Here is a 15,621-nt window from a genome sequence, read left to right as displayed (position 1 = left end):
AAGCTAGCGAAATACACCCTTTCAGTCAAAGCAAAAATACAGATTGTCGACAATCTTCCAATAGTCTCTAGGCATGAGGCGTTTTCCTACGCACCCTGTCCTCCCAACCCGTCGCTGGCGCGCCAACACCTTCATGCTAGAATGCCGACCGCATCGGCCTGCCTGGTCAGGCGAATCAGGGGCGCCCCTGCTGGCCTGGGCCCTCAACTCCGAACCCCGAGCCGACGTCCAGCCGCTCACCGTTTTTCCCTTCATCACGCCAGGATCTATGAGCCGCCATTCCCTACGCTTTCTTTTATGCCTGTTGTTTTCGGGCATGCTGATCCCGGCTTCAAGCCTGGCAGCCGACAAGACCGTCTATGGGCTGAACGAATACGCGGAGCTGGCTGGCATCGACCTTCAGGTCGCGGCAAAACTGGACACGGGGGCGAAAACCGCCTCGTTGAGCGCACGCGACATCAAGCGATTCAAGCGTGATGGCGAGTCCTGGGTGCGCTTCTACCTGGCCATCGACGACGCCCACGAACACCCGATCGAACGGCCGTTGGCGCGGGTCAGCAAAATCAAGCGTCGGGCGGGTGATGTCGACCCGGAGGACGAAAAGAAATACACCGCCCGGCCGGTCATCAGCCTTGATGTCTGCATGGGCAAGGCTTCACGCACCATAGAAGTGAACTTGACCGACCGAAGTGCATTCCAATACCCGCTTTTGATTGGCTCCGAGGCGTTAAAACGCTTCGATGCGCTGGTCGATCCCAGCCTTAAATATGCAGCGGGCAAACCCGCCTGCGTCACTGATGCTCAAACCGCAGAGTAATGACATGCGCTCTCTAACCCTTCATCTGAAACTCCTGATCACAGCCCTGGTGACACTGGGGATGGCGATCACGGCCTATCAGATATTGGTGCTCGGCATCCCGGTGACCGAAGACGAAACAGACGATTTGTGGAACATCGACGCCAAGGTCGAGTTCATTGCCAACCCGAAAGACCCCGTCAAAGTCCAGATGTACGTACCGCCGCTGTCGCGCGACTTCGTCAGCCTCAACGAAAGCTTCATCTCTAACAATTACGGTGTGAACGTTAACCGCGCCGAGGGCAACCGCAAGGTCACCTGGTCCGCCCGACGCGCCAACGGCAACCAGACGCTTTATTATCGTCTGGTGTTGACCAAGCGCTACAGCGGTGAAAAAGCCAAGATCAAAGGCCCGATCTTTCGCGACAGCATCGCCGTCGAGGGCCCGGAAAAAATCGCCGCTGACGCCCTGCTCGCCCCCATCCGCCAGCATTCAGCCGACGTCGAGACATTCGTCAGTGAAGCCATCCGCCGTGTCAACAATCTGAGCGACGACAACGTCAAGCTGCTTCTGGCCGGTGACACTTCGGTCCAGAACAAGGCCCGCATTACCGAAATCCTCCTGTCCATTGCTCACGTCCCCGTCGAGAAGGTCCACACCATTCGCCTGGTGGCCGACCAGCCACAGACACCCGAGCTGTGGCTGCGCAGCTTCAACGGCAAGGACTGGCTGTATTTCAACCCGGAAACCGGTGAAGCCGGCCTGCCGCAGGATCGTTTGCTGTGGTGGGTCGGCGACGACAACCTGATCAGCGTCGAAGGCGGCAGGAAAGCGACCGTCAGCTTCAGTCTGAACAACAGCGAAATGAACGCCATTCGCCTGGCCAAGCTGACCGACGAAAGCACGGACGCCGACTTCCTCGAATATTCACTGTATGGCCTGCCGCTGCAGACCCAGCAGACCTTCATGATCATGGTGATGATCCCGATCGGGGTGCTGGTCATTCTGATCCTGCGCAACCTGATCGGCCTGCAGACCCTGGGCACGTTCACCCCGGTACTGATCGCACTGGCGTTTCGTGAGACGCAACTGGGCTTCGGCATCGTGCTGTTCACGATCATCACCGCGCTGGGCCTGTCGCTGCGCTCCTACCTTGAACACCTCAAGCTGCAAATGTTGCCCAGGTTGTCGGTAGTACTGACCTTCGTCGTCGTGCTGATTGCGGCCATCAGCCTGTTCAGCCATAAACTGGGGCTGGAACGAGGCCTGTCGGTAGCGCTGTTCCCGATGGTCATTCTGACGATGACCATCGAACGCCTGTCGATCACCTGGGAAGAACGCGGCGCAAGCCATGCCATGAAAGTTGCCATCGGCACGCTCTTCGCGGCTTCGCTGGCCCACATCATCATGAGCGTCCCGGAGTTCATTTACTTCGTGTTCACGTTCCCGGCCATCCTGCTCATCCTCGTCGGGTTCATGCTGGCAATGGGTCGCTATCGGGGCTACCGTCTGACCGAACTGGTGCGGTTCAAGGCCTTCCTCAAGGAAGACGCCAAACGGGAAAACGTCAAATGATCGGTTGGTGGAAAACCTGGAAGGCCCTTGAAGCCAAAGGGATCATGGGCATCAACCGGCGAAACGCCGACTACGTGCTCAAGTACAACAAGCGCAGCCTGTATCCCATCGTCGATGACAAGATCATCACCAAGGAACGGGCCATCGCTGCGGGCATCCATGTGCCTGAAATGTACGGGATCATTTCCACCGAGAAAGAAATCGAGAAGCTCGACGACATCATCGGCGGGCGCAACGACTTCGTCATCAAGCCCGCACAAGGTGCGGGTGGCGATGGCATCCTGGTCATCGCCGACCGGTTCGAAGAGCGCTTTCGCACCGTCTCCGGACGCATCATCAGCCACGAAGAAATCGAGCATCAGATTTCCAGCATCCTGACCGGCCTGTATTCCCTGGGCGGACACCGCGACCGCGCACTGATCGAATACCGCGTGACGCCCGACCAGATATTCAAGAGCATCAGTTATGAGGGCGTGCCCGACATCCGTGTCATTGTGCTGATGGGTTACCCGGTCATGGCGATGTTGCGCCTGCCGACGCGGCAGTCCGGAGGAAAGGCCAACCTGCACCAAGGCGCCATCGGCGTTGGCGTGGACCTGGCCACTGGCCTGACATTACGCGGCACATGGCTGAACAACATCATCAGCAAGCACCCGGACACCACCAACGCGGTGGATGGCGTGCAGTTGCCCAACTGGGACGGATTCATGAAACTGGCCGCCGAATGCTACGAGTTGTGCGGCCTGGGCTACATTGGCGTGGACATGGTGCTGGATCAGGACCGGGGCCCGCTGATTCTGGAACTCAACGCCCGTCCTGGCCTGAACATTCAGATCGCCAACGACTGCGGCCTGACGCACCGGACGACAGCCGTCGAGCAGCGACTGGCCGAGCTCGCCACACAAGGCACGCACGAAAGCCCCGAACAGCGCGTGAAATTCGTTCAGGAACTGTTCGGGCACGTTTGACGGGCATGCGATCAATGCGCCACAACACAGCCTGCCGCCGACACTGCCCCTAGGACTCCCCCACGCGTAGGACTACAATCGCCCTCCGCTGCCACCACTGATTTACCTCGAATGCCAACCTGCTCCGTACACCCGCTTGCCTATCAGGTCGACCCGACCGGGTACTTCTCGATCATTCGCCACGCGCCCGGCGCCGTGCTGCTGGACAGCGGTCGACCCGACGCTAATCGGGGCCGCTTCGACATCCTCAGTGCCTGGCCGGTGGAGACGCTGACGCCTGCGACCGAGGAGACCGGCGCCGCCTTCCTGCAGCGTTTGCGCCACAGCCTCGCCCGCATGGGAGAGGCGCAGTTGCCGGATGGAACATCACTGCCCTTTGCCGGTGGACTGATCGGCTATCTGGCCTATGATTTCGGCCGCCTGCTCGAACCCCTGCCCTCGCAGGCCGTCGACGATCTGCACCTGCCGTCGGCCCGGCTTGGGCTTTATGCCTGGGCATTGATCAGCGATCACCCGTCACGCACCAGCCAGTTGGTGTTTCACCCGTCTATGGACGATGAGGAGCGTCGGCGACTGATCGGTCTATTTGAGCAACGCCCGACCGAGGACGCTGCGACCTTCAAACTGAGCGCACCTTTTGCCCCCGACATCACTGCCGAGCAGTACCGGCAAGCCATCTCGCGCATTCATGCCTACATCCAGGCAGGCGATTGCTATCAGGTCAATTATGCGCAGCGCTTGCGCGCCGGATACCGAGGAGATCCGTGGGTTGCCTATCGGGCTTTGCGTGTCGCCTGCCCCACGCCGTTTGCAGGGTATCTCGCCCTGCCCGATGGCAACGCCGTCCTGAGCCTGTCGCCAGAGCGCTTCGTGAAGGTCAGTCAACGCCAGGTGGAAACCCGCCCGATCAAAGGCACCCGTCCACGGGGCAAGGACAGGACCGAAGACGCTGCGTACGCCGAGGAGCTGCTGTCCAGCCCGAAAGACCGCGCCGAAAATCTGATGATCGTCGACCTGCTGCGCAACGACCTGGGGCGCACCTGTCGCATCGGCTCGGTCCGGGTGCCGGAACTGTTCAGCCTCGAAAGCTACCCGAATGTCCACCATCTGGTCAGTGCCGTCACAGGCGAACTGGCGATGGGCAAGGACGCGCTGGACCTGCTTGGCGGCAGTTTCCCCGGCGGCTCGATAACCGGCGCGCCGAAAATCCGCTCCATGCAGATCATCGACGAACTGGAACCCAGCCGTCGGGCACTGTATTGCGGGTCATTGTTGTACCTGGACGTGCGCGGCGAGATGGACAGCTCCATCGCCATTCGCAGCTTGCTGGCCAAAGACGGCCAGATCGCCTGCTGGGGCGGCGGCGGCATCGTCGCCGACTCGCAGTGGGAGGCCGAATACCAGGAGACCTTCACCAAGGTTCGGGTGTTGATGCAGACCCTGGAATCGCTATAACGCCCATGACAATGGACGCTGCAATGTTTATAGAGTCAGCGCCCGGTTCGACGCCTTGATGAATTCCCTTTTCAACGCGTCGAACGAGTGCACGGCCGGAAACTGGGGAAACTCCCGTATGACGTTGTCGGGAGCATGAAACAGGATGCCGACATCGGCCTCGCCGAGCATGGTCGTGTCGTTGTACGAATCCCCCGCTGCGATCACGCGGTAATACAGACTTTTGAAGGCCAGCACCGACTGACGCTTCGGATCTTTCTGCCGCAGCTGGTAATTGACCACCCGGCCCGTTTCATCCGTCACCAGACGATGGCACAGCAAGGTCGGGAAACCCAACTGGCGCATCAGCGGCTGGGAAAATTCGTAGAATGTGTCGGAGAGAATGACCACCTGAAACCGTTCGCGGAGCCAGTCGACGAAATCCACCGCGCCGTCCAGCGGCGACAGCGTGGCGATGACCTCCTGGATGTCTGACAGCTTCAGCCCGTGTTCGTCGAGTATTCGCAGGCGTTGCGTCATCAGCACGTCGTAGTCGGGAACATCGCGCGTGGTGGCGCGCAGCGACTCGATGCCGGTTTTTTCCGCGAACGCAATCCAGATTTCCGGGACCAGCACACCTTCCAGGTCAAGACAGGCAATTTCCACAAACCACTCCTTGTGTGTTCAGTCACGCGACGTCGGGGAAGCAGCACTCTAACCAGCTCGGCAGGCAGCGCGCAAACTCAGGTTTCAGGCAAATCGCCGAAGGTTTTTGTTACCATCTGCGCCATTACGAGCGCTCAAGCGCCGCATTAAGAGCGCCTACGCGCCGCCACCGATTAGGAAGCCGCCTGATGAGCCATCCCTTCGACGTCGCCGAGATAGCAGCGACCTACGCTAACAAGTCCGCTCAGGACATCTTGAAGCTCGCCTTCCAGCACTTCGGCGACGAGCTGTGGATTTCCTTCAGCGGCGCAGAAGACGTGGTGCTGGTGGACATGGCCTGGAAGATCAACAAAAACGTCAAGGTCTTCAGCCTCGACACCGGTCGTCTGCACCCGGAAACTTACCGTTTCATCGATCAGGTGCGCGAGCACTACAACATCGCCATCGACATCGTTTCACCTGACCGTGAAAAGCTTGAACCTTTCGTCAAGGAAAAGGGGCTGTTCAGCTTTTATAAGGATGGCCATGGCGAATGCTGCGGCGTGCGCAAGATTGAACCGCTTCGCCGCAAGCTGACCGACGTGAAGGCCTGGGCAACCGGCCAGCGCCGTGATCAGAGTCCGAGTACTCGCAACAGCGTGGCCGTGGTCGAAATCGACAGCGCGTTTTCGACGCCTGAGCGCACCCTGTACAAATTTAACCCACTGGCGCAGATGAGCAGCGAAGACGTCTGGAATTACATCCGCATGCTTGAGCTGCCCTATAACAGTCTGCATGAGCGCGGTTTCATCAGCATCGGCTGCGAACCCTGCACACGCCCTGTCCTGCCGAATCAGCACGAGCGCGAAGGCCGTTGGTGGTGGGAAGAGGCGACGCAGAAGGAATGCGGACTGCATTCGGGGAATCTGATCACTAAAGCTTGATCACCGCCGAGCCCCAGGAGCATTGCCCGCGATAGCAGTATTTCAGCCGCCAGATGCAATGCCGCGGCGACGAATCGCGGGGCCGCGCGCTCCTGCGCGCTAACGCCTGTCAGTGCTCCGGCAGCACCACGCCATCGAACAGCTCTTCCAGTTCCTGCTTGTTATGGCACTGGATCGCCTTGGCCATGACATCGCGGGTCAGGTGCGGCGCGAACTTCTCGATGAAGTCGCACATGAACCCCCGCAGGAACGTGCCACGACGAAAACCGATCTTGGTAATGCTGGCTTCGAACAGTTCACTGGCATCCAGCACCACCAGATCGCTGTCCAGCTTGGGGTCTACCGCCATTTTGGCGACGATGCCCACGCCCAGCCCCAGCCTGACATAGGTTTTGATCACGTCGGCATCGGCGGCGGTGAAAACCACCTTGGGTGTCAGCCCCCGATGACTGAACGCTTCGTCCAGCTTCGAGCGCCCGGTGAAGCCGAACACGTAGGTCACGATCGGGTATTCGGCCAGAATTTCCAGGGTCAGTTTGGGCAGTTTGGTCAACGGATGCCCCTGGGGCACGACGACACAGCGGTTCCATGTGTAGCACGGCATCATCACCAGATCGCCGAACAGTTCCAGCGCTTCGGTGGCTATCGCAAAATCCACGGTGCCGTCCGCGGCCATTTCAGCGATCTGCATCGGCGACCCCTGATGCATATGCAACGCCACGTCAGGGTACTGCTTGATGAAATTGCTGATGACCGGCGGCAAGGCGTAACGCGCCTGGGTGTGAGTGGTCGCAATCGACAAGGTGCCTTTCTTCTCATTGGAGAATTCTTGAGCGATCTGCTTGATGCTCTCGACCTTGCGCAGGATTTCGCCTGCCGTGGTAATGATGCGCTCCCCCGCCGGCGTCACCCGTGTCAGGTGCTTGCCGCTGCGCGCAAAAACCTCGACGCCCAATTCGTCTTCGAGCAAACGGATCTGCTTGCTGATCCCTGGCTGCGATGTGTACAGGCTTTGTGCCGTGGCCGAAACGTTGAGGTCGTGGTGCGCCACTTCCCAGATGTAGCGCAATTGTTGAAGCTTCATAGGTATCCCTCAACGCCGCGGTCATCAGCGACGGTATATAACTGGATTAATGGTCAGGAAGGCAAAGGTAGAACTTTTTATCACTTTTGCGCCGTAATGACACGCTGCATTTTCACGCCAACATGCGTTTCCCCTTCCCCCTCACGCCCTGGCGCGGTTCTGCACCATCGGTACCATGTACACCGGCACCTCCGACAGCTGTAAAACCTTCGCTGCGGTTCGTCCAATGGGTGTATCCCCCTCTGCCCCATGGCTGTGGCTGCCGACCACCAGCAGATCGACTTCCAGTCTTTGCGCCTGTTCGAGAATGACGTTGGAGGGATCGCCCTGAACGACGCGCACGCTGCGAATCAGCTCAAGGTCCTGGTGATCCTCGCCAAGCTCGTCACGAAAGCTGGCAAGGACTTTCAGCTCGATGCCCTCGATGACGGTGTTCACCCCTTCGCTGTGCAGCTCTCTGAGTACGTCTTCGGCCAGATAACTCTGCAACACGGATTCGGCGAACGGCCCCATGGGCTCGACGACATGGACCACGTGGAGCTCGGCTTTGAACGTCTTGGCCAGCGCCAGCGCATGCTGCAGGACGTAGGGCGCGTAGAGACCAAGGTCCGTGGCATACAGCATCGAGCGAATCATGTGACCTCCAGGCAGCCACGAAGGCGCAGATACCACTGAGCGTAGCAGCGCACACGCGAATCGGCCGCTTTGATACAGCTTTCCGGTCTAAAGGTTCACTGTTTTAGCTCATTGCTGATGCCGTGCGGCACGTGTCCCGTCGCGACGACCTCCCGCGCCTTCTCGCAATGCCCGGGCTGATCGTCAAAAAACACGTCGGCCGCGAACGCTTCGAGGAAGGCCGATTTTTCCAGTCCTCCCAGGAAAAGCGACTCATCCAGCCGGATGTCCCACTCGCGCAGCGTGCGGATGACGCGCTCGTGGGCAGGCGCAGAACGCGCGGTGACCAACGCCGTGCGGATAGGACAGGACGCTTCGGGAAACTCGCGCTGCAACAGGTTCAACGCCGCGAGGAAAGGTTTGAACGGCCCGCCTGGCAACGGCAGACGCGCGGCTTCCCGCTCGTTGGCCTGAAAAGCCTCCAGGCCGCCGGACTGGTAGACCCGTTCGGACTCGTCGGAAAACAACACCGCATCGCCATCGAAGGCAATGCGCAATTCGGCACTGGCGGCGCGCCGGGCGCCACCGGACAGAATCGTGGCCGCCGCGAAACCCGCGTCCAGTGTGCTGCGCACATCCTCTGCATGCGTGGACAGAAACAGGTGGCTGCCAAACGCGGCGAGATAGGGAAACGGACTGCGCCCACCCACGAACGCCGCCCGGGAGATGTCCAGACCATAATGCTGAATCGAATTGAAGACCCGCAGTCCGGTGTCCGCACTGTTGCGCGATACGAGAATGACCTCCACCCGTGATTGGCTGAGGCTGGCATTGAGGCTCAGCAGCTTTTCCACCAGCAGAAAGGCATCACCGGGCTCCAGCACTTCATCTTCATGATCGATCTGGTACTGGCGATACGCAGCAACACCGTCTGCCATGTAGATCGCATGACTTTCCCGCAGGTCGAACAACGCGCGGGAAGAAATCGCCAGAACCAGCTTGTTACCTGCGGTTTTCAGGCTCAGATCGTTGGCCATTGACTACTCCGTCAATTCAATGAGCTCGCGGCCCGACGGGGTCGCGATGACAGAAAGGTCACGCTAGCCTCCACGATGACGGCGATCGATGAAGGCCAGCGCGTGATACAACGCCCGGATCTTCGGCATGTCGCAACCTGCGGCCAACGCCGCTGCCAACGGTTTTGCGTAAATCGCCTCCAGCTCCAGAGGGCGCTTTTCGACAAAATCGTGGTGCATGCTCGGCCGATAATCCGGCATGTGCCCGGTGACCTTGAATAATTGCTCCGCGTACCCGTCCGGCAAGGTATGCCCGCAGGCCTCAGCCCCCTGCACCACTTCGGCCATCAGCCCTTGAATCAATTCGCGGCTGTCCGGATCTGCCATCAGTGGTGTGGTGCTGGCATTGAGCAGCACCGACAAGCCGTTGTAAGGCACGTTCCACACCAGCTTCTGCCAGCGCGCCCTGTCGAGGTTATCCATCGCCACCGATTCGAGACCGGCGGCATGGAACAGCGCTGCGCCTTCTTCGACGACAGTCAAACGTGCCGCGCCATCGACCGCCGGGCCGCTATGATAGCCAAGGTTTACAGCGCCAAAGGCCTGATGTGCGATTTGACCCGGCCCGGTGCGATGCACGCAGATAAAGCAAAGCCCGCCGAGCAAGTGCAAGGAATCGGGTAGAAAAGCACGCAGGTCATCCTCGACGCCCAGGCCGTTTTGTAGCATCAACACCTTGGCACCGGGCGCTGCGGCCTGAATGATCGCCGGCGCGACACCGTCATTGCCGGTGGTTTTCGCGCCCACCAGCAGCCAGTCACAGGCGGGCATGTCGTCGGCCGAGGCGTACGCCTGAACCGGGTCCAGACTCAACACGCCGTGCACCTGGCTGTCCACGCGCAAACCTTTTTGCGAGACCGCGCTGAATTCACTGCGCAGCAGAAAATGCACGTCATAGCCCGCGCGGGCCAACATCACACCATAAAATCCGCCGATGGCGCCGGTGCCAATGATCCCCACACGCGGCTTTTTAAAGATTTCGCTCATGCTTCCCCCGTTCAAGGCAACTCTTCAGGCGCACGGCTCAACACCTGATCGAGGCCGATGGTGATGGCCTCAGCGGATATCTGACTGCGTAACGCACCGTAAAACTCACCGTCGCGAATGACGAACAATGACGGCAGGTGAAATACGCCATAGCGTTGCACGGCGCCACCGTTCTCCTCGGCATCGATCCAGCACAGCCGGTCGACAGGCAACGACTGCTCTGGCAGATGATGCCGGGCCCAGCGGCAACTGGCGCAACCCACGCTGGTGAATATAAGCAGCGAGACGCCAGGTAACGCCAGCAATTGCTGATCGAGGTCAAAATCCGTCAGGTGCAGTTGTTCCACGCCGCTTACTCCAGGTGCGCCACGCGCGCTGTCCGTCCACAGCGCGCAGTTTACCCACATCAGGCGCCCTGTTCGCGACGCCCCGGACATAATGTGCTCGACAATCCCGCACCTGTTGGAGGAAAGCCACGTTTTACCCATTGTCGAAGTACCGGCGAACGCGCTAAGGTTCGGCTCCCCCGTTGCGCTCAATAATGCTCGGCTCCGCCGCACGGGGACGTTGGCGGCCAGCATCCGTGACCTGATGAGTAACACGATGGCTGATTTACCGATTGACGACCTCAACGTTGCCTCCAACGAGACCCTGATCACCCCGGATCAGCTCAAGCGCGAAATCCCCCTCACCGCTGCCGCCCAGGCCACTGTGAGCAAGGGTCGCGAAGTCATCCGCAACATTCTCGATGGCAAGGACCACCGGCTGTTCATCGTGATCGGACCGTGCTCGATCCATGACATCAAGGCTGCCCACGAATACGCCGAGCGCCTGAAGGCCCTGGCGGCGGAAGTGTCCGACACCCTGTATCTGGTCATGCGTGTCTACTTCGAAAAGCCACGCACGACCGTTGGCTGGAAAGGCCTGATCAACGATCCGTACCTGGATGACTCCTTCAAGATTCAGGACGGTCTGCACATTGGTCGTCAACTGTTGCTGGACCTGGCCGAGAAAGGCCTGCCGACCGCGACCGAAGCGCTTGACCCTATCTCGCCGCAATACCTGCAGGACCTGATCAGCTGGTCGGCCATCGGCGCACGCACCACCGAGTCCCAGACCCACCGCGAAATGGCGTCTGGCCTGTCCTCGGCGGTCGGTTTCAAGAACGGCACCGACGGCGGCCTCACGGTTGCCATCAACGCCCTGCAGTCAGTGTCCAGCCCGCACCGTTTCCTGGGTATCAACCAGGAAGGGGGCGTTTCCATCGTCACCACCAAGGGCAATGCCTACGGTCACGTGGTGCTGCGCGGTGGCAACGGCAAGCCGAACTACGACTCGGTCAGCGTCGCGCTCTGCGAGCAGGCGCTGAACAAGGCGAAGATCAAGCCGAATATCATGGTCGATTGCAGCCACGCCAACTCCAACAAGGACCCGGCTCTGCAACCACTGGTCATGGAAAACGTCGCCAACCAGATCCTGGAAGGCAACCAGTCAATCATTGGCCTGATGGTCGAAAGCCACCTGAAATGGGGCGCTCAGGCTATCCCCAAAGACCTGGCCGACCTGCAATACGGCGTGTCGATCACCGATGCCTGCATCGATTGGGAAAGCACCGAGAAAACCTTGCGCAGCATGCACGCCAAGCTCAGGGACGTATTGCCCAAGCGCAACCGCACCTGATCGCTACGCCAGAAACAACAACGCCGAGCACATAGCTCGGCGTTTTTCATTACAGCGGCGGGTGCTTGAATCCCCGACTCAGATCTTGGCGGCCTGGCGTTGATTACGCTCCATATAACGTTCGACGTAAGAGCATGAGGGAATGACGGTGTAGCCCATGCTCTCCGCATAATCGAGCGCCACCTCGGTGAGCGCCGCTGCAATGCCTCGTCCACGCAACGCGTTGGGAACGAACGTGCGATAGATATCCAGGGTCTGTTTCCCCAGGTCCATGTACGTCAGATAGGCTCGGTGACCGTCGATACTGATCTCGAACTGGTGACCGGTCTGGTCATGGTGGATGGACAACGCCTCGCTCATCACTACTCCTCGCGGGTCTTGGAATTGGACCCTTACCTTACCCATCTTTGTCCGGCGAAGGAACCTCTGCAGGCAAGTATGAAAATCACCGCGAGCCGGCCCTTCGGGCCTGTGCACGCAATACTGCCTTCTACGCCACCCTGTGCCTGGTTTGGACACCGAGAAGAGCCTTGCTGTTCTCAAAACAAAGAGCACGTGCAAATAGTAGGCGCCATTATCGGATCCGCTCAAGTGAATCAACCATAAATGCACTGCCGCACATCTGACCGGGTGACCGAGCGGTACGACGGAACCTGACGTCGCCGGGGAATGTCCATTGAGACGCTCAAGGCTCGGCGAAGTCACTTTAAGCATGCATTTAAGCACCCGCAAACAAGCACCATCGCTGATCATCGTCTATACAAAAAAAGGCTGTGACGCGGTTCAATGCCACTCAGTCGATGCCTGAAGCACTGTGATTGACCCGGGTCACGTTATTGACGTACGCGGGGCCGGCAGCCCGTGTGCCCCTACTGACAGGCGTAATCGCCTGACAGGACTGGGTTTTCTCAGACAAAAAGCGTGAAGATGTGCGCGGAACACCTTCAAAGCAAAGAATTTTATGCGGTTCTTGCGCTTAGTCCGTTTACTTACTACAAACAATGGGTAGTATGTACGCCGGTCATTTTCTCATTTTCGAGAGGTGACTAATTTGATAGAAGTCCTTTAAGGGGAACACGATGAACAACGTTCTGAAATTCTCTGCTCTGGCCCTGGCCGCAGTTCTGGCTACCGGTTGCAGCAGCGCCACCAAAGAAACCGAAGCTCGTCTGACTGCAACTGAAGATGCAGCTGCCCGTGCACAAGCTCGTGCTGATGAAGCCTACCGCAAGGCTGATGAAGCTCTGGCTGCTGCTCAGAAAGCTCAGCAGACTGCTGACGAAGCCAACGAGCGCGCTCTGCGCATGTTGGACAAGGCAAGCCGCAAGTAATAATCCTTCGGGATTATTAACAAGCCGATCCGGTTTCGGGTCGGCTTTTTTGTTGCCTGTTTTCCCCTTCCGGACGCTTTTCGGAAACGCCGATCACGGCGCGGCCATCAGGCAATAAAAAACCCGTTCACCCTGCCCTGCATTGCAGAGCGTGGTGAACGGGCATCAGCGTCAGGTCAGACCGTCGCCGTTACTGCAGCGTCACCGGCGTATTGTTCACGGCCGGAGCGGCTGTCCCGGGCACCGCAATCTCGACCGGCATGCCGTCCTCGGCAGCGACCACATCACGCACTTCATCCCAATTGATTCTCAGGTTGTTGGCCAGGTCATCACGCTTGAGCAGCGCGTTGATGACGGCCGTATGCTTATCCACCACCGACGGGTTGCCACTTTCATCCAGCGGCGTGTGGGCTTCGAGGTACACCTTGCCGCCACTGATGCCGAACTTGTAGGGCTCGTTGATGATGCGCACGGTCGTGCCGACCGGCACCATGCTGGCCATTTCCAGCACGTTGTTGTTGTACATGCGGAAGCAGCCGTGGCTGGTGCGCATGCCGATCCCGAACTTCTTGTTCGAACCGTGGATCAGGTAACCCGGCAAGCCCAGACCGAACTTGAAAGGCCCCAGCGGGTTGTCCGGCCCTGCGGGCACCACGTTGGGCAGAATGTCACCTTCGGCGGCGTGCTCGGCTTTGACCGAAGCGGGCGGCGTCCAGGTCGGATTGGGTGTCTTGGCGGTCACCTTGGTGGTGGACACCGGCGAGCCCCAGCCTTCACGGCCAATACCCAGCGGGAAGGTGTACACCACGTTCTGGCCTTTCGGGTAGTAGTACAACCGGTATTCGGCAAGGTTGATGACGATCCCTTCACGCGGACCCGGCGGCAGGATGAAGCGGGTCGGCAGAACGATCTGAGTCCCGGCGCCCGGCAGCCAGGCGTCGACGCCGGGGTTGGCGGCAATCATTTCCAGGTAGCCCAGATCGTATTTGGTGCCGAGGTCGGCAAACGTGTCTTCGTACTTGGCGGTGACGGTCTGGACCGCCCCGATGATGTCTTCGCCGGGCGGCGGCAACGGGAACTCCAGAGCGGAGACAGGGCCAGCCGCACACAGTGCAGCAAGCGACAGACAGCGGGCGAAAGCTGGAATGCGCGACAACATCCGGGAATCCTTGGGTAAACGGGAGGCTTGATGAGCGCGATTGTACACGCACCCAAGGGGCTTCGGGAGTAGGCGCGACGGCTTACTCGCCCGTGTCCAGCTCGGGCCAGATGGGATTCCATCCGCGCCGCTGTGCATCGATGATCGCCCGGCACAACGGGCACAGACGCTCATCCTGGTAAATTGTCTGCTCGACGCTGGACCAGCGTGGCTGCGCGGGCAGCAGGCTGCCACACAAAGTACGGTCAGCGGAACCGGCCAACTCCAGTTGCCGGGCGGCCAGATGCACTCGAACTTCCTGGCACGCGAACAAGTCGAGCTGCTCATCGGGCTCGATCAGTTGATAGGCAAAAAGGGACCAGGCGGGACGGCGCGGCATCGGGGGCTCCAGTAAGGGGGCGCCACATTAGCCGAAAGCCTTGTTTTGGAAAAGGGTTGGCTTGAGATTGGCTCTGAAGCTTTGGATGGGATGGCTTGAGATTGTGACTTTGATGCCCTTCGGGCCCTTTCGCCAGCAAGCCGGCTCCTACATTTGCTTAAACGTGCCGCAGCCTGAGGGATCGAGTTGTCAGCCTTATGAGTTCGCTTGAGATTGGCTTAGATCCCCCAAGGCGGACTAGGCGAGTCTTCAGGCTGCGGCACGTTGCAAAAAATGTGGGAGCCGGCTTGCTGGCGAATAGGCCCGAAGGGCATCAGAGTCACCATCCCGAGCCAACCTTCCTAAAGCAACGCCTTCAACTCCGGCCAGACATTCTCCAGCAACCGACCCTGCGCATTCGCGGCCGGGTGCAGGCCGTCCGCCTGGGTGTATTCGGGAACGCCACCCACCCCTTCGAGCATGAACGGCACCAGCGCGACCTTCTTCTCGGCCGCAAGGTTGCTGTACACCTCTTTGAAGGCCTGGGTATAACGCGCGCCATAGTTCGGTGGAATCTGCATGCCCAGCAGCAACACCTTGGCCCCGGCGGCACGTGAGGTGTCGATCATCGACGCAAGATTTTGTTGCAATTGCGCCGGAGGCTGGCCACGCAGTCCATCGTTACCGCCCAGTTCCAGAATCACGAGATCCGGCTTGTGCTCTGCAAGCAGCGCCGGAAGCCGCGCCTGTCCGCCTGCACTGGTGTCGCCGCTGATCGACGCGTTGACCACTTTATCCTTGTAACCCTGCTCCGCCAGGCGCTGTTCCAGCAAAGCGACCCAGCCCAGACGGGTATCCAGGCCGAAAGCCGCGCTGATACTATCGCCAACGATCAGCACCGTGCCTGCCATCGCCCCTTGAGACAACAGCAGCAACCCCAGGCCAGCACTTAAAAACCACGCACGCAT

At 59.6% G+C, this 15,621-nt stretch carries 17 protein-coding genes; 7 read left to right on the top strand and 10 right to left on the bottom strand.

Annotation, left to right across the window (positions count from 1 at the left end):
- Positions 1-268: 268 nt before the first annotated feature.
- The 4 genes from BMY73_RS17925 (at position 269) to pabB (ending at position 4,795) form a co-directional block, all read left to right on the top strand.
- The gene (locus BMY73_RS17925) at positions 269-817 is read left to right on the top strand and encodes a retropepsin-like aspartic peptidase RloA (protein WP_092408739.1); all 549 of its coding nucleotides are present in this window, start codon (positions 269-271) and stop codon (positions 815-817) included.
- A 4-nt stretch (positions 818-821) separates the two neighbouring features.
- Positions 822-2,372 carry an osmotic stress tolerance membrane protein RloB gene (locus BMY73_RS17920; RefSeq protein WP_092408754.1) on the top strand — a complete coding sequence of 517 codons (1,551 nt, stop codon included), beginning with the start codon at positions 822-824 and terminating at the stop codon, positions 2,370-2,372.
- On the top strand, positions 2,372-3,340 hold the full coding sequence (locus tag BMY73_RS17915) for an alpha-L-glutamate ligase-like protein (RefSeq protein ID WP_175500205.1): 969 nt from the start codon (positions 2,372-2,374) through the stop codon (positions 3,338-3,340). Before BMY73_RS17920 ends, BMY73_RS17915 begins: the two co-directional genes overlap by 1 nt.
- 111 nt (positions 3,341-3,451) lie before the next feature.
- On the top strand, positions 3,452-4,795 hold the full coding sequence (pabB, locus tag BMY73_RS17910) for an aminodeoxychorismate synthase component I (RefSeq protein ID WP_092408735.1): 1,344 nt from the start codon (positions 3,452-3,454) through the stop codon (positions 4,793-4,795).
- A gap of 27 nt (positions 4,796-4,822) precedes the next feature.
- Here pabB and thrH read toward each other — a convergent pair whose 3' ends face one another.
- Positions 4,823-5,440, bottom strand: a complete 618-nt coding sequence (gene thrH / locus BMY73_RS17905) for a bifunctional phosphoserine phosphatase/homoserine phosphotransferase ThrH (RefSeq protein ID WP_092408733.1) — start codon at positions 5,438-5,440, stop codon at positions 4,823-4,825.
- 188 nt (positions 5,441-5,628) lie between these two features.
- Here thrH and BMY73_RS17900 point away from each other — a divergent pair, with 188 nt between their 5' ends.
- A complete protein-coding gene (locus tag BMY73_RS17900) occupies positions 5,629-6,363 on the top strand; it encodes a phosphoadenylyl-sulfate reductase (RefSeq protein ID WP_092408731.1) in 735 nt (244 codons plus the stop codon).
- Positions 6,364-6,472: 109 nt separating this feature from the next.
- Here BMY73_RS17900 and cysB read toward each other — a convergent pair whose 3' ends face one another.
- The 5 genes from cysB to BMY73_RS17875 form a co-directional block, all read right to left on the bottom strand.
- Positions 6,473-7,447, bottom strand: coding sequence for an HTH-type transcriptional regulator CysB (gene cysB, locus BMY73_RS17895; RefSeq protein WP_062382408.1), 975 nt, complete (start codon positions 7,445-7,447; stop codon positions 6,473-6,475).
- A 141-nt stretch (positions 7,448-7,588) separates the two neighbouring features.
- Positions 7,589-8,083, bottom strand: coding sequence for a universal stress protein (locus tag BMY73_RS17890; RefSeq protein WP_092408729.1), 495 nt, complete (start codon positions 8,081-8,083; stop codon positions 7,589-7,591).
- A 95-nt stretch (positions 8,084-8,178) separates the two neighbouring features.
- The gene (locus BMY73_RS17885; protein WP_062382405.1) at positions 8,179-9,099 is read right to left on the bottom strand and encodes a 5'-nucleotidase; all 921 of its coding nucleotides are present in this window, start codon (positions 9,097-9,099) and stop codon (positions 8,179-8,181) included.
- Positions 9,100-9,162: 63 nt separating this feature from the next.
- The gene (locus BMY73_RS17880; protein WP_092408727.1) at positions 9,163-10,125 is read right to left on the bottom strand and encodes a putative 2-dehydropantoate 2-reductase; all 963 of its coding nucleotides are present in this window, start codon (positions 10,123-10,125) and stop codon (positions 9,163-9,165) included.
- Between the two features lie 11 nt (positions 10,126-10,136).
- Positions 10,137-10,532, bottom strand: a complete 396-nt coding sequence (locus BMY73_RS17875; protein WP_062382467.1) for a thioredoxin family protein — start codon at positions 10,530-10,532, stop codon at positions 10,137-10,139.
- 196 nt (positions 10,533-10,728) lie between these two features.
- Between BMY73_RS17875 and BMY73_RS17870 the strand changes: the two genes are divergently transcribed.
- Positions 10,729-11,805, top strand: a complete 1,077-nt coding sequence (locus BMY73_RS17870; RefSeq protein ID WP_062382401.1) for a 3-deoxy-7-phosphoheptulonate synthase — start codon at positions 10,729-10,731, stop codon at positions 11,803-11,805.
- 78 nt (positions 11,806-11,883) lie between these two features.
- Here the strand turns inward: BMY73_RS17870 and BMY73_RS17865 are convergent, their stop codons facing one another.
- Complete coding sequence (locus BMY73_RS17865; RefSeq protein WP_062382399.1) at positions 11,884-12,165, bottom strand: GNAT family N-acetyltransferase; 282 nt, start codon at positions 12,163-12,165, stop codon at positions 11,884-11,886.
- Positions 12,166-12,884: 719 nt separating this feature from the next.
- Between BMY73_RS17865 and oprI the strand changes: the two genes are divergently transcribed.
- Positions 12,885-13,136, top strand: a complete 252-nt coding sequence (oprI, locus tag BMY73_RS17860; protein ID WP_062382397.1) for an outer membrane lipoprotei OprI — start codon at positions 12,885-12,887, stop codon at positions 13,134-13,136.
- Positions 13,137-13,326: 190 nt separating this feature from the next.
- Here oprI and BMY73_RS17855 read toward each other — a convergent pair whose 3' ends face one another.
- From BMY73_RS17855 to BMY73_RS17845, 3 genes are all read right to left on the bottom strand, one after another.
- Positions 13,327-14,295 (bottom strand): L,D-transpeptidase family protein, encoded by a 969-nt coding sequence (locus tag BMY73_RS17855; protein ID WP_092408725.1) that lies wholly within the window; start codon positions 14,293-14,295, stop codon positions 13,327-13,329.
- 82 nt (positions 14,296-14,377) lie between these two features.
- A complete protein-coding gene (locus tag BMY73_RS17850) occupies positions 14,378-14,674 on the bottom strand; it encodes a hypothetical protein (RefSeq protein ID WP_062382394.1) in 297 nt (98 codons plus the stop codon).
- A gap of 341 nt (positions 14,675-15,015) precedes the next feature.
- Entirely contained in the window at positions 15,016-15,621 is a 606-nt protein-coding gene (locus tag BMY73_RS17845; protein WP_062382393.1) for an arylesterase, read from the bottom strand.

The organism is Pseudomonas sp. NFACC02, assembly GCF_900110765.1.
In the GTDB taxonomy this organism is placed as follows: domain Bacteria; phylum Pseudomonadota; class Gammaproteobacteria; order Pseudomonadales; family Pseudomonadaceae; genus Aquipseudomonas.
The sequence above is the reverse complement of the archived record's forward strand: the minus strand, read 5'-3'. Positions and strand labels throughout refer to the sequence as shown.